Raw genomic sequence first — 20,205 nt, 5'->3', positions numbered from 1 at the left:
CATCGTCCGGTTGGAGCGGAGGTGAGAAACAGTAGTGGAGGAATCCTCTCGGATCGCGGGCCCGGGCAGGCTGCGGGCCGACGCCCGGCGCAACCAGGAGCGGATCCTCGTCTCCGCCCGCGCGGTCTTCGCCGAGCACGGGATCGACGCGCCCATGGCGACCGTGGCCCGACGGGCCGGGGTCGGCGTAGCGACGCTGTACCGGCGTTTTCCGACCCGGGATGCCCTGGTGCGGGCCGCGTTCGCGCAGCAGATGGAGACCTGCGCCCGAGCGCTCACCGAGGCGCTGGCCGACCCCGACCCCTGGCGGGGCTTCCAGCGCTTGGTCGAGACGGCCTGCGAGCTTCAGCGGGAGGAACAGGGGTTCTCGGCCGCGTTCGTCGCGGCCTTTCCGGACAGCACGGTGGAACACGCGCAGGCCCGGGAACGGGCCGAGCGGGATTTCCTGACCCTGGTCCGCAGAGCCCAGGCAGCGGGCGCGTTGCGGGCCGACTTCCACCCTTCCGACCTCGCCGTGGCCCTGTTGTCCCACTGCGGTCTGGTCACGGCGCTTCCGCGTGACAGTGCTGCGTCCCGGCGCCTGGTGGCGTACCTGCTCCAGTCGTTCCGCGCTGAGACGGCTCACCGGGCCCTACCTCCGCCGAGCACTCTGTCGCTGCGCAGTCTTCCGCTCGCGGCCGACAGATCCCCGAGACAGCGGCCCTGCAGAGCCTGACGCAAAGCGGCGCATGGCACGGCACACTCCACGTTCGCGACAGGCCTAGCACCCCGGGCGGCGCGGCGGGGCGGTTCACGCGTTCCCCGCCGGCACCGCCCTGTGCCGCGACATGATCGGCCGGGACGGGTCGGGTGGCGCGGGAGGTGCGGTGGTGCGGGACGTGGCGGTGGCGCCGGTGGTCACCGGCGTCGGGGTCGGCGGCGTGGCCGGCATGCTGTGGGAGAACGCCCGCCGGGACCCGGAGGCGGTGCTGTTCCTCCGCCCGGACCCGGACCACCGGGCCTGGCCGTTCCCGCACCGGGTGACCGACGGCGTCGCGCCGGTGACCTGCCGGCAGTTCCGCGACGAGGTGGTCGCCCTGGCACGGGGATTCGTGGCGGTCGGCGTGGCGGCCGGTGACCGGGTGGGCCTGATGAGTCGGACCCGGTACGAGTGGACCCTGGTCGACTACGCCCTCTGGTCGATCGGCGCGGTGCCGGTGCCGGTGTACGACACGTCGAGTCCGGACCAGGTGGCCTGGATCCTCGCCGACTCGGGGGCCGTGGCGTGTGTGGTGGAGACCGCCGGCCACGCCCGGACGCTGGCCGGTCTGCGGCCCGACCTGCCGGCGCTGCGGCGCGTCTGGCAGATCGACGCCGGCGCCCTGGTGGACCTGGTGGAGCGGGGACACGCCGTCGACCCGGAGACCGTGGCCGCCCGGCGGTGCGCGGTCAGCGGCGACGACATCGCGACGATCGTCTACACCAGTGGCACCACCGGCCGCCCCAAGGGCTGCGTGCTGACGCACCGCAACATCCTGCTCGACGTCGGCAACGCGACCGCCGTCCTGCCGGAGCTGTTCCGCGCGGAGGCGTCCACGGTGCTGTTCCTGCCCCTGGCGCACGCGTTCGCCCGGCTGGTGCAGGTCGGGGCGGTGCGGGCCCGCGCGACCCTGGTGCACGTCGCCGACCCGTCCGGCCTGGTCGACCAGCTCCAGCGGTTCCGGCCCACGTTCGTGCTGGCCGTGCCGAGGGTGTTCGAGAAGCTGCACGACCGGATCCGGCAGCGGCCCGACGAGGGTTGGCGGGTCACGACCGCGATCCGGGGCTGGGCGACCGAAGCCGCGTACCGGGTGGCGGTGACGTACAGCCGGCGGCTGGACACCCCCGCCGGGCCGGGGGCCGCGCTGCGCCTGGCCCGCCTGCTGTGCGACGTGGTCGCGTACCGACGGGTGCGGCGGGTGCTGGGCGGCCGGTGCCGGGTGGCCATCGTCGGCGGCGCGCCGGTGGGCGAGCGGATGACGCACTTCTTCCGGGGGGCCGGGATCCTCCTGCTGGAGGGGTACGGGCTGACCGAGACCTCGCCCGCGCTGACGGCGAACCGCCCCTCGGCGCTGCGGATCGGCACGGTCGGCCGGCCCCTGCCGGGCGTACGGCTGGCGATCGCCGGGGACGGTGAGGTCCTCGTCCGGGGCGACGTGGTGTTCCAGGGGTACTGGCACAACCCGGAGGCGACCCGGGAGGCGTTCACCGCCGACGGGTGGCTGCAGACCGGTGACCTCGGCAGCGTCGACGCCGACGGCTACCTGCGGATCACCGGTCGGAAGAAGGAGATCATCGTCACCGCGTCCGGCAAGAACGTGGCGCCCGCGCCGATCGAGGCCCGCATCCGCGCGCATCCCCTGGTCAGTCAGTGCATGCTGGTCGGCGACGGCCGGCCGTACGTGGCCGCGCTGGTCACCGTCGACCCTCGGCGGTTCTCCCGGTGGCGGGATGCGCACGGGCGGCCGGACGCCTCGGTGGCCGAACTGCGCGAGGACCCCGCGCTGCGCCGGGAGATCCAGACCGCGATCGACCTCGCCAACCGGTCCGTCTCGCACGCGGAGGCGGTGAAGACCTTCCGGATCCTGCCCGGGGATCTCACCGAGGCCGCCGGGGAACTCACCCCCACCCTCAAGATCCGGCGGGACGTGGTGCGCGAGCGGTACGCCGCCGACGTCGCCGCCCTCTACCCCGACCGCTGAGGTACCCCGCACCTGCGGGGTCGGAACACGAACGGTGGCCTAAGGTACGGGCATGTCCGTAGACGGGTGCAACACGGTCCTGGTGCTCGGCGGTATCCGGTCCGGCAAGTCCGAGTTCGCCGAATCGCTGGTGGCCGACGCGGTCGCGGTCCGCTACGTGGCGACCGCAACCGGCGGGGACCCCGACGACGCCGAGTGGGCGGCCCGCCTGGAGGCCCACCGCAGCCGGCGTCCGGAGACCTGGACCACCGAGGAGACCGGCGACGACCCGCGCCGGCTGGCCGACGTGCTCGCCTCGGCGAAACCGCACGAGACGCTGCTCGTGGACGACCTCGGTGGCTGGGTGACCGTGCTGCTCGACCCGGTCCACCAGCCGGCCGACGACACGGTCACCATCACCGAACTGGCCGAGGCGGTCCGGGCCTGCCCGGCGCGGTTGGTGCTGGTGAGCCCGGAGGTGGGGCTGTCGCTGGTGCCGACCACCCCGCTCGGGCGGGCCTTCGCCGACGCGCTCGGGTCGGCCAACCGGGCCGTCGCCGACGCCTGCGACGCGGTGGCGCTGGTGGTGGCCGGTCAGCCCTGCTGGCTGAGGAAGCCCGGCACCCCGTCGACCGGCACCGCCGGGTCGCCGTCCGTCCCGTTCCCGGTCGAGCCGTCGCCGGTTGACGCGTCCCCGTCCGTCCCGGCCCCGGTCGAGCGGGACGGGCACCGGGCGAGCATCCCGGCGCAGGCGGGCCCGTCGGAGCCGGACGTGCTGCTCACCACCCCCGACCCGGGCACCGGCTCTCCGGCGGCGGAACCCGCCCTGCCCGAGGTGCTCACCCCGACTGTCCCGCCCGCTGGGCAGCCGACGGACGGCACCGCCTGGGCCGCGCCGACCATGGCACTGCCGATGGTCGCCACCGGTCTGGTCATCCAGAACGGCATGGAGCTGCCCCTGCCGGACGAGTACGCCGGCCCGCAGGCCGTGGAACGCCTCGCCACCCGGGACGTGCCCGGGGCGGGGCTCGGGGTCCTGGAACGGGTGGTCGGCTTCGCCGCCGCCACCCAGGGCACGCCCACCCCGCAGCCGTGGGGCCCGGTGCGCGTGCTGCTGCTGCACGGTGACCACGAGGGCGGGGCCTCCGCCGGGTCGACTGCCGACGAGTCGTCCCGCCGGGCCACGCAGGCACGCAGCGGCGTCGGGGTACTGGCCCGCCTCGCCGCCGAGAACGACGCGACCCTCCAGGTGGTGGACGCCCCCACGGCCGCCCCGATCGAGGTCGGGGCGGCGCTGACCATCGAGGCGGTCGAGTCGGCGCTGCGGCACGGCTGGCGCCTCGCCGAGGAGGCCGCCGACGCGGGCGTACACCTGCTGGTGCTGGCCGCCTGCGGCGCCGGCACCGAGGCCGCCGCAGCGGCGGTGCTGGCCGCCACGGCCGGGGCGGAACCGCCGGCCGTGCTCGGCCGGGTGGTGCGCGACGGCACGGTCGACGACACCGCGTGGATGACCCGCTGCGCGACGGTCCGCGACGCCCTGCACCGGACCCGCCACGCGTCCCGCGACGCGAAGACGGTCCTGGCCGAACTGGGCGGCGGTGACATCGCCGTGGCCACCGGGATCCTGCTCGGCGCGACCGCCCGCCGCCTGCCGGTGCTGCTGGACGGTCCGGTGGGCGTGGCGGCCGGCATGGTCAGCCGCGACCTGGCCGGGCAGGCCCGACACTGGTGCCTGCTGCCCGACCACGGCGGCCACCCGGCCGTCCGGCTCGCCGCCGACGTGCTCGGCCTGTCCCCCCTGCTCGACCTGCGGCTCGACCTCGGTGAGGGCGCGAACGCCCTGGCCGCGCTGCCGCTGCTGCGCTCGGTGCTGGCGCTGTCCGCCGCGCTCCCCGCCCGGGACGACGACGCCCCCGCCGGCGAGCCGGCCGACGACGAGGCGCCCGAGTTCGCCGAGCCGGAGCCGGCCGGCCCCGGACCGGCCACCACCGGCTCGGACGACGAGGAGCGGACGGACGCTCCCGGCCGGCATGCCGGCTGAGCCGCCCACCCGCCCGCCCGGCACGCCGTCACCGACCCGGCCGGCCGGTGCGCCGCCACCGTCCCGCCCGACCGGCACGCCGCCGCCGACCCGGCCCGCCGGTCGTGCCCGGTTCCACCCGGGCGGGCCGACACCGTCTGCACGGCCGGGCCGGCCCGCCGGTCGTGCCCGGTTCCACCCGGGCGAGGTGACACCGTCCGCGCCGCCGGGCCGGCCGGTCGGGGTGCGGGTCGCACCCGGTGTCGGCCGTGCCGGCTGAGTCCCGGCTCGGTGCCGGCCTGCGGCTGGCGGTCACCACGTTCACCACCGCGCCGGTGCGTGCCGGCCGGGTCGACCGGGCCACCGCCGGCACGGCGATGACGGTCGCGCCGCTGGTCGGGGCCGCACTCGGGGTGGTCCTGGGCGGGGTGCTGCTCGGCCTGGCCGCGGTGGCCCCGCCCCTGGTCGCCGCCGTGGTGACGGTCGGCTGCGGTGCGCTGCTCACCCGGGGCCTGCACCTGGACGGGCTGGCCGACACGGTCGACGCGCTCGGCTCGTACCGGCGGGGCCCCGCCGCGTTGGAGATCATGAAGAAGCCGGACGTGGGGCCGTTCGGGGTGGCCACGCTGGTGCTCGTCCTTCTGGCACAGAGCGCGGTGCTCGCGGAGCTGGCCGCCCGGTCGTGGTCGGCGGCGCTCGCGGCGGTGGTCACGGCGACCGCCACCGGCCGGCTCGGGGTCACCCTGGCCTGCCGGCGTGGGGTCCCTGCGGCCCGCCCGGAGGGGCTCGGCGCACTGGTGGCCGGCACGGTCGGGCCGGTCGCGGTGGCCGCCGGAGCGGTCGCCGTCGCGCTGCCGGCGCTCGCCGCGGTGCCGGGCCGCCCGTGGCAGGGGCCGCTCGCCGTCGCCGTCGCGCTCACCGCCGTGCTGCTGCTCCTACGCCACCTGGTACGCCGTCTCGGCGGGATCACCGGCGACGTGCTCGGCGCGAGCGTGGAGGTCGCCACGACCCTGGTCTACCTGGGAGTCGTGCTGTCCGGCTGAGGACGACTCACCATGCCGGGTAGCGTTCTTCCCCGACAGCACCGGCGCGGCGATGGGGGACGAATTGCTCATCACGGACGACTTCCTGCCCGTTCCGGTGCCGGAGACACTGACCGCGACGTATCTGGTGCCGATGCGCGGCCTGCCGAGGGTCACCACACGGACGGCGGTGACGGCGCTGGCCGGCCGGTTGGCCGAGCCGGTGTACGGGCTGGCCCGGCAGATGCTGGGGAGCCCGCTGATGAGCGTGGACACCCGACCGATCGACGAGTTCCCCGCGCTCCCGCCGGATCTGCTGACCGCGTTCGGGGCGACCCGCGAGCAGTTGGCGCGGCTGGCCGAGGCGACGCACGTGGTGGTGGTCCGGGCCGAGTACCGGCCGGGGTGGCCGCCGGCCCACGAGTGGGCGGCCCGGGCGGTGGCCGCAGCCGTCGCCGAGACAGTCGACGGGGACGTGGTGGACGTCTTCGGGTTGCAGTTCCTCGACCCGGCGACCGCGCTGCGCTCGCTCCCCGACGAGCAGGGCCGGGTACGCCTGGTCGACTGGGTGCTGGTGCCGTACTCCTCGGACGCCGAGGGGCTCTGGTTCACCACGAAGGGGCTGCGCCGGTTCGGGCTGCTGGAGTTGCAGACCCAGGGCGTGCCGGACCACCTGACCCGGGCCTGGGGGGCGGTGCTGACCGGGGTGGCCCGCCGGCTGCTGCGCACCTGGACCGACGGGCTGGCCGGCGAGGAGGTGCCGGCGTTCGTCCAACTGCCGGTGCTCACCACGGTGACCGGGCACGACATCGCCGTGGCGTACGGCAACCCGGAACAGCACGGGGCGACCGCGCCGGTACTGCTCCGGCTGGAGCTGGACCCGGCGACGGACCCGGAGGCGGACTCGTTCCTCAGCCTGCACCCGCCGGCCGGAAATCCCGGACCGCCCGGCCGCTACTTCGCCTCGGCGTGCGCCACGCTGTTCTCCGGCATCCAGCCCGACGTGCGGTACGCCCGCCGGGGCGACGCCATGTCGAAGGCGGTGGCCACCGCCCGCGCCGCTCTGCCGGACGTCCGGGCCCGGTTCCTGGCCGGGGCGCTGCCCGCCGAGACGCAGCTCGTGGTGAAGTACGGCCTACCCGGCGACGACGGCCCGGAGTTCGTCTGGGCGGCGGTGACCTCCTGGGAGACCCCGGAGCGGCTCGGCGGCACCAGCGCCAGCGACGCCACGAACGACCCGGAGGTCCGCATCGGCACCCCGATCGTGGTGGAGTCGACCGACGTCGTCGACTGGGCCCTGCTCGGCCCCACCGGTGTCCTGGAGGGCGGCTGGACCCAGGCCGTCCTCGACTCCGGCGACTGACCGGATTCTTGCGCGTTGATCAAGAGGTTCGCGTCAGGTTCCGGTGTCCCGGGTGACGCGAACCTCTTGATCAACCCGGTCTACTTCACCGAGGGCTGGACGAAGGGGGGACGGGTGACGCGCATCCGGGCCCGGCGGCCCCGTACGTCGATCTCCACCTCGTCGCCGTCGGCCAGGTTCACCGCCGTGTCGAGCAGGGCCAGGGCGATGCCCTGCTTGAGGGTGGGCGAGAAGGTGCCGCTGGTCACCGTGCCGACCGTGGCGTCGCCGACGTACGCGGCCATGCCGGGGCGGGGGATCGCCCGGTCGACCGCCACCAGGCCCCGCAGGGTGCGGCGGGGACCGGCGGCCTTCTCGGCGAGCAGCGCGTCCCGCCCCCAGAAGGCCGGCTTGTTCCAGCCGACCGCCCAGCCGCACCGCGCCTGCACCGGAGTGATCTCCAGCGACAGGTCCTGCCCGTGCAACGGGTACCCCATCTCGGTGCGGAGGGTGTCCCGGGCGGCCAGGCCACAGGCGCGCAACCCGAACTCCGCCCCGGCGGCGAAGAGGGCGTCCCAGACGGCGACCGCGTGCGCGGCGGGCACCACCAGCTCGTAGCCGAGTTCGCCGGTGTAGCCGGTGCGGCAGACGGTCAGCTCCACCCCGTCGAGGGTGGCGGTGGAGAAGCTCATGTAGTCGTGCCCGGTGGGCAGGCCGAGGGCGTCCAGCAGCGCGACGGAACGCGGGCCCTGCACGGCCAGCACGGCGTACGCCTCGTGCTCGTCGGTGACGGTGACCGACGGCGGCGCGGCGGCGCGCAGCCGGCGCGTCACCTCGGCGGTGTTCGCGGCGTTCGGGATGAGGAAGACGTGCTCGTCGTCGTGCAGGTAGGCGATGATGTCGTCGACCACGCCGCCGGTCGCGTCGTCGCAGCAGAGGGTGTACTGCGCCCGGCCGGGGCCGATCCGGTCCAGGTCGTTGCTGAGGCACGCGTTGACGAACCCGGCCGCGCCGGATCCCGTCACCCGCACCTTGCCGAGATGGGACACGTCGAACACGCCGACGGCCTCCCGGACCGCCGTGTGCTCCTTGAGCACACCGCCTCCGGCGTACTCCAGGGGCATCTCCCAGCCCCCGAAGGGGGCGAACTTCGCGCCCGCGTCGGTGTGCCGCTCGTGCAGCGGGGAACGACGCGGCCGGGTCGCGGTCACGTCGGAGGTCACGTCGGTCATGGGTGGGAACTTACCGGGGGCCGCGCCGCTGGTTAGCATCGGCGGGACCCGCCGGATCCACGGGCGGGACAGCCCTGTCCCCGGCGGGTAGGTTGCCCCCGGAGACCCCCACCGCCGGACGCAACCCGCGACCGGCCCGGCCCGCCCGGAGTAGCTTCAGTGACATCGCCCAGCACCACCCTGAGCCTGGTCGACACCGACCCCGCCGAGCTTGCCGTCGACGCCATCGTGATCGGCGTGCACAGTCAGACCGGCGAGCAGGACGCCACCAGCGGCGCCGCCGGCTCCCTGCTCCTCGGCAGCGGCGCGGAGAGCATCGCCGCCGCCTTCGACGGCAAGCTGACCGAGACGCTGGCGCTGCTCGGCGCGACCGGCGCTCCCGGCGAGGTGATCAAGCTCGCCACCCTGGGCACGATCACCGCGCCGCTCGTCGCCGCGGTCGGGCTGGGACCGGAGCCCACCGGCGCCGCCCCGGCGCCGGAGACGCTGCGCCGGGCCGCCGGATCCGTGGTCCGGGCGCTGGCCGGCGCCCCCCGGGTGGCGCTGAGCCTGCCGTTGCCGGACGACGCGGACGCCCCGGCGGCGCTGCGCGCGGTCGCCGAGGGCGCGCTGCTCGGCGGCTACCGGTTCGCCGGCTACAAGACCAAGCCGCAGCCGACCCGGCGGGAGCCGGTGGCCGAGGTGCTGGTGTCGGTGCCGGACGCCGGGGACGCGACCGCGCAGGCGGAGATCGCCCGCGCGACCACGGTGGCCGGCGCGGTCCGGCTCAGCCGGGACTGGGTGAACACCGCCCCCAACGACAAGCGTCCGCCGGCCTTCGCGGACACGGTGGCCGAGGCCGCCCGGGCGGCCGGCCTGACCGTCGAGGTGCTCGACGAGGCGGCCCTGGCCGAGGGCGGCTACGGCGGCATCGTCGCCGTCGGGCAGGGCTCGGAGGCACCGCCGCGCCTGGTCAAGATCACATACACCCCGGAGGGCGGCGCCACCGGCAAGCGGGTCGCGCTGGTCGGCAAGGGCATCACCTTCGACACCGGCGGCATCTCCATCAAGCCGTCGCAGGGCATGTGGGAGATGAAGTCCGACATGGCCGGCGCGGCGGCGGTGGCGGCGACCATGCTGGCCGTCGCGGCGCTGAAGCCGTCGGTGGCGGTGAACGCGTACGTGCCGATGGCGGAGAACATGCCGTCCGGTACGGCGTACCGGCCGGGCGACGTCGTCACCATGTTCAACGGCAAGCGGGTCGAGGTGCTCAACACCGACGCCGAGGGCCGGATGGTCCTGGGCGACGCGATGGCGCGGGCCTGCGCGGACGGCTGCGACTACCTCTTCGAGACCTCCACGCTGACCGGCGGGCAGGTCATCTCGCTGGGCAAGCGGGTCGCCGGGGTGATGGGCACGCCGGAACTCTGCGAGCGGGTGAAGACGGTCGGCGACGCGGTCGGCGAGCCGGCCTGGCCGATGCCGCTGCCGGACGACGTGCGCAAGGGCATGGACTCCGAGGTGGCCGACATCTCCCAGGTCAACGCCGGGATGGACCGGGCCGGGCACATGCTCCAGGGCGGCACGTTCCTGCGCGAGTTCGTCACCGACGACGTGGCCTGGGCGCACATCGACATCGCCGGTCCGAGCTACCACTCGGGCGAGCCGACCGGACACTGGACCAAGGGCGGCACCGGCGTGCCGGTCCGGACCCTCGTCCAGCTCGTCGAGGACATCGCCGCCGAGGGCTGAGGTGGTAGCAGGGGTCCCCTGTTACCGCTTCTTAGGTAACAGGGGACCCCTGCAAACATCCGGGGCGCCGCCCGACCACCCCCCGACGACAGCTCCGGTCAGTAGAGCTCGGGACGGCGCTTCCGGCGCTCGTTGAAGTCGCGCATCCGCTGCGGGTAGCCGACCAGGCGCACGTCGTAGATGGGGATGGCGAGCCGGTGGGCGAAGCGGCGGGCGTTCTCCGGCGAGTCGATGCGGCGGCGGGTCCACTCCCCGTCGTCGGCGATCAGCATCACCGTGGTCTCGGTGACGGTGGTCTGCGGTTCGATGAACGCCTCGACCCCGCGTCTGGTCCGTACGAAGTTCTCCAGGTGCTCGAGGTCGGCGCGACTGGCCGCCCGCCCCGGACCCGGGTCACCGCTGGGCTTGCGTCGTCGTCGGAACAGGGCCACCGGCCATCCCCTCCACCCGCCGTCTCGAAAAGCTTCCGCCAAGCGTACGTGTCCTCGACGTGTCGTTGAGCACCTCAGTACGCGGCCTGCGAGGGCAGGTGACAAGATGACCGAGGCGAGTATGCCCTTTTCCTGGCATGACCCTCGTAGCAGCGACGCGACCTGGGAGTTGAGTGTGAGCGAGCCGAACGACGCGACCTTCGACGTTGTCATCCTCGGAGGAGGCAGCGGCGGCTATGCGGCGGCACTGCGCGCCGCCCAGCTGGACCTCAAGGTCGCCCTGATCGAGAAGGGCAAGCTCGGCGGGACCTGCCTGCACAACGGCTGCATCCCGACCAAGGCCCTGCTGCACGCGGCGGAGATCGCCGACAGCACCCGCGAGTCGGAGCAGTTCGGCGTCAAGGCCGAGCTGGTCGGCATCGACATCGCCGGCGTCAACTCGTACAAGGACGGTGTGGTCGCCCGCCTGTACAAGGGCCTCCAGGGTCTGGTCGGCGGCTCGAAGAACATCACCTTCGTGTCGGGTGCCGGCCGGCTGGTCGGCCCGAACGTCGTCGAGGTCGACGGCAAGCGCTACACCGGCCGTAACGTCGTGCTGGCCACCGGCTCGTACGCCCGCAGCCTGCCCGGCCTGGAGGTCGACGGCGAGCGGGTGATCACCAGCGACCACGCGCTGACCCTGGACCGGGTGCCCGCGTCGGCGATCGTGCTCGGCGGCGGCGTCATCGGCGTCGAGTTCGCCAGCGTCTGGAAGTCCTTCGGGGTGGACGTCACGATCATCGAGGCGCTGCCCCGACTGGTCGCCGCCGAGGACGAGGAGTCGTCCAAGGCGCTGGAGCGGGCGTTCCGCAAGCGGAAGATCAACTTCAAGGTCGGCAAGCCCTTCGAGAAGGTCGAGAAGACCGAGAAGGGCGTCAAGGTCACCATCGCCGGCGGCGAGACCGTCGAGGCCGAGCTGCTGCTCGTCGCCGTCGGCCGCGGCCCGGTCACCGCCGACCTCGGGTACGAGGAGCAGGGCGTCAAGATCGACCGCGGGTACGTGCTGACCGACGAGCGGCTGCGCACCGGTGTGCCGAACGTCTACGCGGTCGGCGACATCGTCCCCGGTCTCCAGCTCGCGCACCGCGGTTTCCAGCAGGGCATCTTCGTCGCCGAGGAGATCGCCGGCCGGAACCCCACCGTGATCGACGAGGCGGGCATCCCCCGGGTCACCTACTGCGACCCGGAGCTGGCGTCGGTCGGCCTCACCGAGGCCAAGGCCAAGGAGCAGTACGGGGCCGACAAGGTCAAGACTTACAACTACAACCTGGGTGGCAACGGCAAGAGCCAGATCCTCAAGACCACGGGCTTCGTCAAGCTGGTCCGGGTCGAGGACGGACCGGTGGTCGGCGTGCACATGGTCGGCGCCCGGGTCGGTGAGCTGATCGGCGAGGCGCAGCTCATCTACAACTGGGAGGCCTACCCGGCCGAGGTGGCGCAGCTCGTGCACGCCCACCCGACGCAGAACGAGGCCCTCGGCGAGGCGCACCTCGCCCTGGCGGGCAAGCCGCTGCACGCGCACGCCTGACCACACCCACATCCGCGACGTCCGGCGGCAAGCGGGCGAGGATCCGTACCCAGGCTACGAAGGAGTCTTGAAAGATGCCGGTATCGGTCACCATGCCCCGGCTCGGCGAGAGCGTCACCGAGGGCACCGTCACGCGCTGGCTCAAGCAGGAGGGCGACACGGTCGAGGTCGACGAGCCGCTGCTCGAGGTCTCGACCGACAAGGTCGACACCGAGATCCCGTCCCCGGCGGCGGGCGTGCTGAGCCGGATCGTGGTGGGCGAGGACGAGACCGCCGAGGTCGGTAGCGAACTCGCCGTCATCGCCGGCGAGGGCGAGCAGGCCGGCGGCGGCGCGGGCGCGCCGCAGGAGGAGCAGGAGGCCCCGGCGGAGAAGGCCGAGCCGACCGCCGCGGCCGAGGGCACCGGTCCCGAGCCTGAGCAGCCGAAGGAGCAGGAGCAGCCGAAGGCCGAGGCCGCCCCGGCGCCGTCGGGCGAGGGCACCCCGGTGAAGATGCCCGCGCTCGGCGAGAGCGTGACCGAGGGTACGGTCACCCGCTGGCTGAAGCAGGTCGGTGACAGCATCGAGGTCGACGAGCCGCTGCTGGAGGTCTCGACCGACAAGGTCGACACCGAGATCCCGTCTCCGGTCGCCGGCACCCTGCTGGAGATCAAGGTTCCCGAGGACGAGACCGCCGACGTGGGCGCCACCCTGGCGGTGGTCGGCGCGGCCGGCGCCGCCCCGGCCGAGGCCAAGCCCGAGCCGAAGCCCGAGCCCGAGGCCAAGCCGGAACCGAAGGCCGAGGCCAAGCCGGAACCGAAGCCGGAGCCGAAGGCCGAGCCGGCCGCCCAGGAGCCGACCCCGGGCCTGTCCTACAACGAGCCGTCCGCCGAGGCCGAGACGGCGGCGCAGCCCGCCAAGGCCGAGCAGCAGGCGACCCCGGCCGCCCCGACGGCCGCCCCGCAGCGTCCGTCCGCCCCGGCCCAGGGCGGCGGCGAGGAGGCCGCCGGTTACGTGACCCCGCTGGTGCGCAAGCTGGCCAGCGAGCACGGTGTCGACCTGGCCTCGGTCAGCGGCACCGGTGTCGGTGGCCGGATCCGCAAGCAGGACGTGCTGGACGCGGTGGAGAAGGCCAAGGCGGCCAAGGCCGCCCCGGCGCCCGCCGCCGCCCAGGCTCCCGCCGCGGCGGCCCCGGCCCAGCCGAAGGCGCAGCCCAGCGCCAAGCGCGGCACCACCGAGAAGATGCCCCGGATCCGCGCGGTCATCGCGAAGCGGATGCAGGAGTCGCTGCACGAGATGGCGCAGCTCACCACCGTGGTCGAGGTGGACGTCACCAAGGTCGCCAAGCTGCGGGCCCGGGCCAAGGACGCCTTCCTGGCGCGGCACGGCGTGAAGCTGTCCTTCCTGCCGTTCTTCGCGCTGGCGGCGGTCGAGGCGCTCCAGGCGTACCCGGTGGTCAACGCCAGCATGGATCTCGACGCCGGCACGATCACCTACCCGAAGTCCGAGAACCTGGGCATCGCGGTGGACACCGAGCGGGGCCTGATGGTGCCGGTCGTGCACGACGCCGGTGACCTCAACCTGGGTGGTCTGGCCAAGCGGATCGCCGACCTGGCCGACCGTACCCGGACCAACAAGATCAGCCCGGACGAGATCGCCGGGGCGACCTTCACCCTCACCAACACCGGCAGCCGGGGTGCCCTGTTCGACACCCCGATCGTGCCGTCGCCGCAGTCGGCGATGCTCGGCACCGGTGCGGTCGTCAAGCGCCCGGTCGTGGTGAACGACCCGGAGCTGGGCGAGGTGGTCGCCGTCCGGTCGATGGTCTACCTGGCCCTCTCCTACGACCACCGGCTGATCGACGGTGCCGACGCGGCCCGCTTCCTGGTCGCGGTCAAGGCGCGCCTGGAGGCCGGCAACTTCGAGGCGGAGCTCGGCCTGTCCTGACCCTGTCGACGCAGAAGGGGCGCCCCGGTGACCGGGGCGCCCCTTCGTCATGTTCTCCCACCGCCGATCGGGGTGGCGGATGGCCCTCCCGGAGGTCATCCGCCACCCCGATCCACACTCGAGGAGGGGTGGAGGGGCGAGCGGACGCTCAAGTGGCGCGGACGGGTGTCCGCTAGGGTGATCGTCAGCGTCGCGGTGCACCCGGCAAGGAGACCGTCGAGGACACCGGCGCGTTCCGCGTGCTGGCCGCCCAGGTGCCGCAGCTCGCGCCGGTCCTCGAGGAGTTGGCCTGGGACCACCAGCAGGTCGAGGCCATCCTGCGCCGGGTGACGGAGCTGGCCACCGCCGGTCCGCAACCGGACCCGGCCGCCGTACGGGCCGAACTGGACGGCCTGGCCGCCGTCCTGGAGTCGCACTTCACGTACGAGGAGAGAAAGCTCGTCGCCGCGCTCAACGCCCTCGACCCGGGCAGCGCCCGCACGGCGGACCCGCCGGGCATCCCCCTCCCGACCGACACCTCCAACTGACGAGGACGAACGATGTCGACCACCCCGCAGACCGTGATCAGCACCGACGCCGACCTGGTCACGTTGATCAACGTGTTCACCGTGGCACCCGGGCGACAGGCCGAACTGGTCGCCGCCCTCGATCGCACCACCCGGGTGTTCTTCGCCACCGTGCCCGGGTTCCGGTCGGCCAACGTGCACGCCAGCCAGGACGGCACCCGCGTGGTCAACTACGCCCAGTGGGCCAGCGCCGGGCACTTCGAGGCGATGCTCCGGATGCCCGAGGCCCGCCCGCACCTGGCCGAGATCGGCGCGATCGTCGAGCAGAGCGACCCGAAGCTGTACGAGGTCCGCAGCACGCACCACGGCGCGCCCTGACCGGCTCCGCCACTGCTCGGCCATGAACCCCGATTCCCCCGGTGCGGTCGTCCGACCGACCTGCCGGGAGTGGGCTGGTCGCCGACACCGGGGACGTCGTCAGGGGCGGGATGATCAGGGTGACCGCACCCCCGGCCCCGTTCCGGGGGAAGATAGGGCATGCGGATCCTCATGGCCGGCGCGTCCGGTTTCCTGGGCACCCGACTGGCCGACCGGCTCGCCGGCGCCGGACACGAGATCGTCCGGCTGGTACGTCGCCCGCCGCGCGGCCCCGGTGAGGTGCAGTGGGACCCGGGGACCGCCCAGCTCGACCCGGCGGTGGTCGCCGGGGTCGACGCGGTGGTCAACCTGGCCGGCGCGGGGGTCGGCGACAAGCGTTGGAACGACGCGTACCGGACACTGATCCGGTCGAGCCGGGTGGAGACCACGAGCACCCTCGCCATCACCATGGCCGGGCTGCCGACCGAGGACCGTCCGAAGGCACTGCTGAACGCCTCGGCGATCGGCTGGTACGGCAACACCGGCGACCGGATCGTCGAGGAGGACGCCCCGGCCGGTGAGGGGTTCCTCGCCGACGTCGCCCGGGCGTGGGAGGGGGCGACCCGCCCGGCCGAGGACGCCGGGGTACGGGTGGTACGACTGCGTACCGGTCTGCCACTGCACCGCGACGGCGGCCTGCTCAAGCCACAGCTCCTCCCGTTCCGGCTGGGCGTCGGCGGGAAGCTCGGCAACGGCCGGCAGTGGGTGCCGTGGATCTCGATGGTCGACTGGCTCGACGCGGTGGTCTTCCTGCTCGACCGGGACGACGTGGCCGGTCCGGTGAACGTCGTCGGCCCGAACCCGGTCCGGAACGCGGAGTTCGCCCGGGAGCTGGCCCGGCAACTGCACCGGCCGGCGGTCATGCCGGTCCCGGCGCTGGCGTTGAAGATCGCGCTGGGCGGTTTCGCCCAGGAGGCGTTGACCAGCACCCGGGTCCTGCCCGGGGTGCTGACCCGGGCAGGCCGCCCCTATCGCGCCGGCTTCTCCTACCGCCACCCGGACCTGCCGAGCGCCCTGCACGCCGCCCTGCACGAGTAGCCCCACCCCACCGCACCGCGCTCCGGTTGTGCGCGCCCGCCCGCCCGGTTTTGTGGTTGCAGGGGACCCCTCCTCGGCAAAAAGCGGTAGGAAGGGTCCCCTGCAACCACCTCAGCCGCCGGGAACCACGTCGGTCATCTCAGCAGCCGACGACCCAGTAGCTCGGGGCGGTCTGCTTCAGGGTGGCGCTGTTGAAGGTGTTGTAGAGGCCCATCCGCTGCCCGGAGCCGGTCGCGTAGGCGTACCCGGCGGAGTGGTAGGCCCGTCCGGCGGTGACGTGGGCGTAGTTGCTGGCGGTCACGCAGGTCGGCGCGGCCGTGGGGGTGGGGGTGGGGCTGGCGGTCGCGGTCGGACTCGGGACCGGGCCGCCGGAGCCGTTCAGGCCGAACCAGAGCGCGTCCCGGTACGCCGAGCAGATGGTGTCCAGGAAGTACGCGGCTGCGGTGCCGCACTGGTCGGCGCCGCTGCCCGGGTCGATCGGGGTGCCGTGGCCCATGCCGGAGACACGGTAGACGCGTACCCGGTCGTTGCCGTAGGTCTCCAGGGTGGTGCCGGCGGGCAGGGTGGTGGTGCTGCCCGGGGTCTGGGAGAGGCCGGCCACGTTGGTCCACTGGTCGCGGGACTCGGTGGCGTTGGCCGTGGCCACGGTGTAGTCGGCGGTGCCGTGCCAGATCGCCACCTTCGGCCGGGCGCCGGTGTAGCCGGGGTGGGCGTTGCGGACCAGGTCGCCCCACTGGGCGGGGGTCTTGTTGACGCCCGGGTTCATGCAGGAGAACGCGTTGATCATGCTGGTGGCGCAGCGGTACGGCACGCCGGCCACGATCGAGCCGCCGGCGAAGACGTCCGGGTACGTGGCGAGCATGGTGGCGGCCATCGCGCCGCCGGCGGAGAGGCCGCTGACGTACACCCGGTTGGCGGCGGTGCCGTAGTTGGCCTTCGCGTGGTCGACCATCTGCTTGACGGAGAGCGCCTCGCCCTGCCCCCGGGCGGTGTCGCCGGTCTCGAACCAGTTGAAGCAGGAGGTCGAGTTGTTGGCCGATTTCTGCTCGGCCAGGATCAGCGCGAACCGCCACTGGTCGGCGAACTTGCGCCAGCCCGAGTTGGTGAAGTAGCCGGTGGCGTTCTGCGCACAGCCGTGCAGCAGCACCACGGCGGGGGCGTTGGCGGGCAGGCCGTCCGGTCGGTAGGCGTACATGGCGAGGTTTCCGGGGTTGGAGCCGAAGCCGGTGACCGGGGTCAGGCTGGCGGCCTGTGCGGGCGCGGCGGCCACGGCGGCCGCCGTGACGGCGAGAACGGCTCCGGCCAGCGCGGCGGCCAACCGGGTGAGGACGGACGGGGGTCGACGCACGGCGGCCTCCATAAATGTGAACTGAGTCACTAGAATTGCCGCGACGTTACGCCGGGATGACGAAGATGTGACATGGCGGCCGTTCACACATTCACGATCGCCGAAGTGTGGACGTACGTCGACGTCCGGAGGTTCCGTGTCGGGCCGGTCTGCCATCACACGGTTGGTAACGTCCGCTCCGTGCCGACTTCCCCGTCCCTGCTCACCGGGCCGCCCGCGCCGTCGTCCGCCCCGACCCGGAGCCGCCGGGCAGACCTGGTGATGGCGCTGGTCGCGATCGCCCTGGCGGTCTGGGTGACCAGCGGGCTCTGGCGGGACCCGAACGGGCGGGCGATCACCGTCAACTCCAGCGACCAGGCGCTCTTCGAGTGGCTGCTGGCCTTCGGCGCGCACGCGCTCACCCACGGCGACAACCCGCTCTTCACGTACCTGCTCAACGTCCCGGACGGGGTCAACCTCGCGGTCAACACCTCGATCACTGTTTACGCGGCGGTGTTCGCGCCGCTGACGTATCTGATCGGCCCGCCCGCGACGTTCCTGGTGATCCTCACCCTCAACCTGGCCGCCACCGCGCTGGCCTGGTACTGGCTGCTCTCCCGGCATCTGGTGCGCAGCCGGCTGGCCGCCGGGATCGGCGCCCTGATGATCGCCTTCTCCCCCGGCATGGTGTCGCACGCCAACGCCCACCTGAACTGGTCCGCCGGGTGGCTGGTGCCGCTGCTGGTCTGGCGGCTGTTCGCGTTCCGGGAGCCGGGGCGCTGGCTGCGCAACGGGGTGATCTTCGGGGTGCTGGTCGCGGTCGCCTTCTCGATCGCGGCCGAGGGGCTGTTCTTCACCGCCCTCGCCCTCGTCGTGTTCCTGGCCGTCTGGGTGGCGCACCCGGCGAACCGGACCACCGTACGCGCCGCGCTGCCGGACTTCCTGCGCGGCACCGCGGTCACCGCCGTGGTCGCGGGGGTGCTGCTGGCGTACCCGCTCTGGCTGCACTTCGCCGGGCCGCAGCGGTTCCACGGCACGGGGTTCGACCCGGTGGTCCACTCCGAGGACATGGCGGCGTACCTGGCGTACCCGCGCCGGTCGCTGGCCGGTGAGGCCGGCCTCGGCACCTCGCTGGCCCCGAACCCGACCGAGGAGAACTCGTTCTTCGGCGTCCCGCTGCTGCTGCTCGCCGTGGCCTGCTTCGTCTTCCTCTGGCGGCACGCCGTCGCCACCCGCCGGGCCACCCTCCTCGCGCTCGGGGTGACCGCCGTGGTGTTCACCGTGCTCTCCTGGGGGCCGCAGGCCGTCGTCGACGGCGAACGGACCGGGTTCCCCCTGCCGTTCGAGTGGCTGGGCCGGCTTCCGGTGATCAACGCGGCACTGCCGGCCCGGCTGGCGCTGGTGGTCGCACCGGTGATCGGGCTGCTGCTGGCGTACACCGTCGACCGGCTCCGCACCGACCCGCCCCGGCACCGGTGGGCCGGGCCAGTCTGGGCGGTCGGGTACGCGCTGGCGCTGCTGCCGCTGCTGCCCACCCCGCTGCTGACCATCGCCCGGGAGCCGATCCCGGAGTTCGTCACCTCCGGCACGTGGCGCGAGCACGTCTCCCCCGGTGGAGTGCTGACCCCGATCCCGTTGACCGTGGACGTCACCCCGGACGGGCAGCGCTGGCAGGCGTACGCCCTCGCCCACCGGCAGGGTGAGTTCGCCCTGCCGGCTGGCTTCTTCCTCGGCCCCGGCGGACCGGACGGGCGGGGCCGGATCGGACCGGTGCCTCGCACGTTCGACTCGCTGATGGACCAGGCCGGGCGGACCGGACGGGTGCCGCTCATCACCGAGGGCACCCGGGAGCTGGTCCGGGAGGACCTGCGGCACTGGCGGGTCGAGGCGGTCGTCCTCGCCGACCGGGTGCACGGCGCGAAGTACGACCTCGACGAGGAGGCGCTGCGGCAGGCGGCCACCGAACTGCTCGGCCCCCCGCAGCGGGTCCGCGACGTCTGGCTCTGGAAGGTCCCGCCGGCCGCCTGACCCGGCCCGGTGCCGGACCGACAGCGTGAGCCGGATGCCGGCGGTGAGCCGGATACCGACCGACGGTCACCCGGTTGCCGGCCCGGCGGTGAGCCGGCTCACCGGGGTCGACGGGTCCGGCCGGTACTACGCTGGACGACGTGACCACGACGACGTCCGGCCTGACCACGGTCCGCGCCGGCCTCCTCGACTACCAGGCAGCCTGGGACGAGCAGCGCCGGCTACACGAGGCGGTGGTGGCCGGTGAGAGCCCCGACACCGTGCTGCTGCTGGAGCACCCGAGCGTCTACACCGCCGGCAAGCGCACCGAGCCGTGGGACCGTCCGATGGACGGCACCCCGGTGATCGACGTGGACCGGGGCGGCAAGATCACCTGGCACGGGCCGGGGCAGCTCGTCGGCTACCCGATCGTGCGGCTGCCCGACCCGGTGGACGTGGTCGCCTACGTCCGCCGGACCGAGCAGCTGCTGATCGACGTCTGCGCCGAGTTCGGGCTGGCCGCCGACCGGGTGGAGGGGCGCAGCGGGGTGTGGGTGCCGGCCGACGACCGGGGCCCGGCCCGCAAGGTCGCCGCGATCGGCATTCGGGTCTCCCGGGGCGTCACCCAGCACGGTTTCTCGATCAACTGCGACTGCGACCTGACGCACTTCGACCGGATCGTGCCGTGCGGCATCCGGGACGCGGGCGTCACCTCGCTGAGCGCGGAGCTGGGCCGCCCGGTCACCGTGGCCGACGCGCTCCCGGTGGTCGAGCGGCACCTGGACACCCTGCTCGCCTGAACTCCCGTTCTCCTTCCGCCGCGAACACCCGCCCTCTTTCCGCCGCGCTGCCGCGTCGCGCTGCTCTGCGCTGCGGCAGCCCGGGTGGTTGCAGGGGACCCTTCCTCATCAAAATCGGGTGACAAGGGTCCCCTGCTACCA

General features: G+C 73.8%; 15 protein-coding genes and 1 pseudogene. 13 read left to right on the top strand and 3 right to left on the bottom strand.

All coding sequences use genetic code 11. The features are described from left to right. The first annotated feature begins 34 nt into the window (after positions 1-34). From ACIBJE_RS07495 to ACIBJE_RS07475, 5 genes are all read left to right on the top strand, one after another. Positions 35-715, top strand: a complete 681-nt coding sequence (locus ACIBJE_RS07495) for a TetR/AcrR family transcriptional regulator (RefSeq protein ID WP_396744358.1) — start codon at positions 35-37, stop codon at positions 713-715. 154 nt (positions 716-869) lie between these two features. After that, positions 870-2,720 carry an AMP-dependent synthetase/ligase gene (locus tag ACIBJE_RS07490; RefSeq protein WP_396744590.1) on the top strand — a complete coding sequence of 617 codons (1,851 nt, stop codon included), beginning with the start codon at positions 870-872 and terminating at the stop codon, positions 2,718-2,720. Positions 2,721-2,772: 52 nt separating this feature from the next. Beyond that, positions 2,773-4,740, top strand: coding sequence for a bifunctional adenosylcobinamide kinase/adenosylcobinamide-phosphate guanylyltransferase (locus ACIBJE_RS07485; protein ID WP_396744356.1), 1,968 nt, complete (start codon positions 2,773-2,775; stop codon positions 4,738-4,740). A gap of 248 nt (positions 4,741-4,988) precedes the next feature. Next, entirely contained in the window at positions 4,989-5,762 is a 774-nt protein-coding gene (gene cobS / locus ACIBJE_RS07480) for an adenosylcobinamide-GDP ribazoletransferase (protein WP_396744354.1), read from the top strand. 64 nt (positions 5,763-5,826) lie between these two features. Beyond that, entirely contained in the window at positions 5,827-7,104 is a 1,278-nt protein-coding gene (locus tag ACIBJE_RS07475; protein ID WP_396744587.1) for a DUF2314 domain-containing protein, read from the top strand. A gap of 80 nt (positions 7,105-7,184) precedes the next feature. Here ACIBJE_RS07475 and gcvT read toward each other — a convergent pair whose 3' ends face one another. Further along, positions 7,185-8,315 carry a glycine cleavage system aminomethyltransferase GcvT gene (gene gcvT, locus ACIBJE_RS07470; RefSeq protein WP_396744351.1) on the bottom strand — a complete coding sequence of 377 codons (1,131 nt, stop codon included), beginning with the start codon at positions 8,313-8,315 and terminating at the stop codon, positions 7,185-7,187. Positions 8,316-8,474: 159 nt separating this feature from the next. On the opposite strand from gcvT, the gene ACIBJE_RS07465 reads away from it, so the two are divergent. Beyond that, the gene (locus ACIBJE_RS07465) at positions 8,475-10,046 is read left to right on the top strand and encodes a leucyl aminopeptidase (RefSeq protein WP_396744348.1); all 1,572 of its coding nucleotides are present in this window, start codon (positions 8,475-8,477) and stop codon (positions 10,044-10,046) included. Positions 10,047-10,144: 98 nt separating this feature from the next. Here the strand turns inward: ACIBJE_RS07465 and ACIBJE_RS07460 are convergent, their stop codons facing one another. Next, complete coding sequence (locus tag ACIBJE_RS07460; RefSeq protein ID WP_396744345.1) at positions 10,145-10,477, bottom strand: hypothetical protein; 333 nt, start codon at positions 10,475-10,477, stop codon at positions 10,145-10,147. Between the two features lie 121 nt (positions 10,478-10,598). On the opposite strand from ACIBJE_RS07460, the gene lpdA reads away from it, so the two are divergent. From lpdA to ACIBJE_RS07435, 5 genes and pseudogenes are all read left to right on the top strand, one after another. Beyond that, positions 10,599-12,044: a dihydrolipoyl dehydrogenase gene (lpdA, locus tag ACIBJE_RS07455; RefSeq protein WP_396744584.1), complete on the top strand. Its 1,446-nt coding sequence runs from the start codon at positions 10,599-10,601 to the stop codon at positions 12,042-12,044. A 74-nt stretch (positions 12,045-12,118) separates the two neighbouring features. Then, positions 12,119-13,969 carry a 2-oxoglutarate dehydrogenase, E2 component, dihydrolipoamide succinyltransferase gene (gene sucB / locus ACIBJE_RS07450; RefSeq protein ID WP_396744342.1) on the top strand — a complete coding sequence of 617 codons (1,851 nt, stop codon included), beginning with the start codon at positions 12,119-12,121 and terminating at the stop codon, positions 13,967-13,969. Positions 13,970-14,196: 227 nt separating this feature from the next. Continuing rightward, positions 14,197-14,496: pseudogene (locus ACIBJE_RS07445) on the top strand (hemerythrin domain-containing protein); the annotation flags it as partial. A 12-nt stretch (positions 14,497-14,508) separates the two neighbouring features. Continuing rightward, a complete protein-coding gene (locus ACIBJE_RS07440; protein WP_396744339.1) occupies positions 14,509-14,853 on the top strand; it encodes an antibiotic biosynthesis monooxygenase family protein in 345 nt (114 codons plus the stop codon). 159 nt (positions 14,854-15,012) lie between these two features. Continuing rightward, entirely contained in the window at positions 15,013-15,930 is a 918-nt protein-coding gene (locus ACIBJE_RS07435) for a TIGR01777 family oxidoreductase (RefSeq protein WP_396744336.1), read from the top strand. 139 nt (positions 15,931-16,069) lie between these two features. Here the strand turns inward: ACIBJE_RS07435 and ACIBJE_RS07430 are convergent, their stop codons facing one another. Next, positions 16,070-17,290, bottom strand: a complete 1,221-nt coding sequence (locus ACIBJE_RS07430) for a PHB depolymerase family esterase (protein WP_396744333.1) — start codon at positions 17,288-17,290, stop codon at positions 16,070-16,072. 168 nt (positions 17,291-17,458) lie between these two features. Between ACIBJE_RS07430 and ACIBJE_RS07425 the strand changes: the two genes are divergently transcribed. Both ACIBJE_RS07425 and lipB read left to right on the top strand, forming a co-directional pair. Further along, positions 17,459-19,285 carry a DUF2079 domain-containing protein gene (locus ACIBJE_RS07425; protein ID WP_396744330.1) on the top strand — a complete coding sequence of 609 codons (1,827 nt, stop codon included), beginning with the start codon at positions 17,459-17,461 and terminating at the stop codon, positions 19,283-19,285. Between the two features lie 140 nt (positions 19,286-19,425). Continuing rightward, a complete protein-coding gene (lipB, locus tag ACIBJE_RS07420) occupies positions 19,426-20,064 on the top strand; it encodes a lipoyl(octanoyl) transferase LipB (RefSeq protein ID WP_396744327.1) in 639 nt (212 codons plus the stop codon). The last annotated feature ends 141 nt before the right edge of the window (positions 20,065-20,205 follow it).

Source organism: Micromonospora sp. NPDC050187, from assembly GCF_044459745.1.
GTDB lineage: Bacteria > Actinomycetota > Actinomycetes > Mycobacteriales > Micromonosporaceae > Micromonospora.
This window is presented reverse-complemented; position numbering and strand designations above follow the sequence as displayed.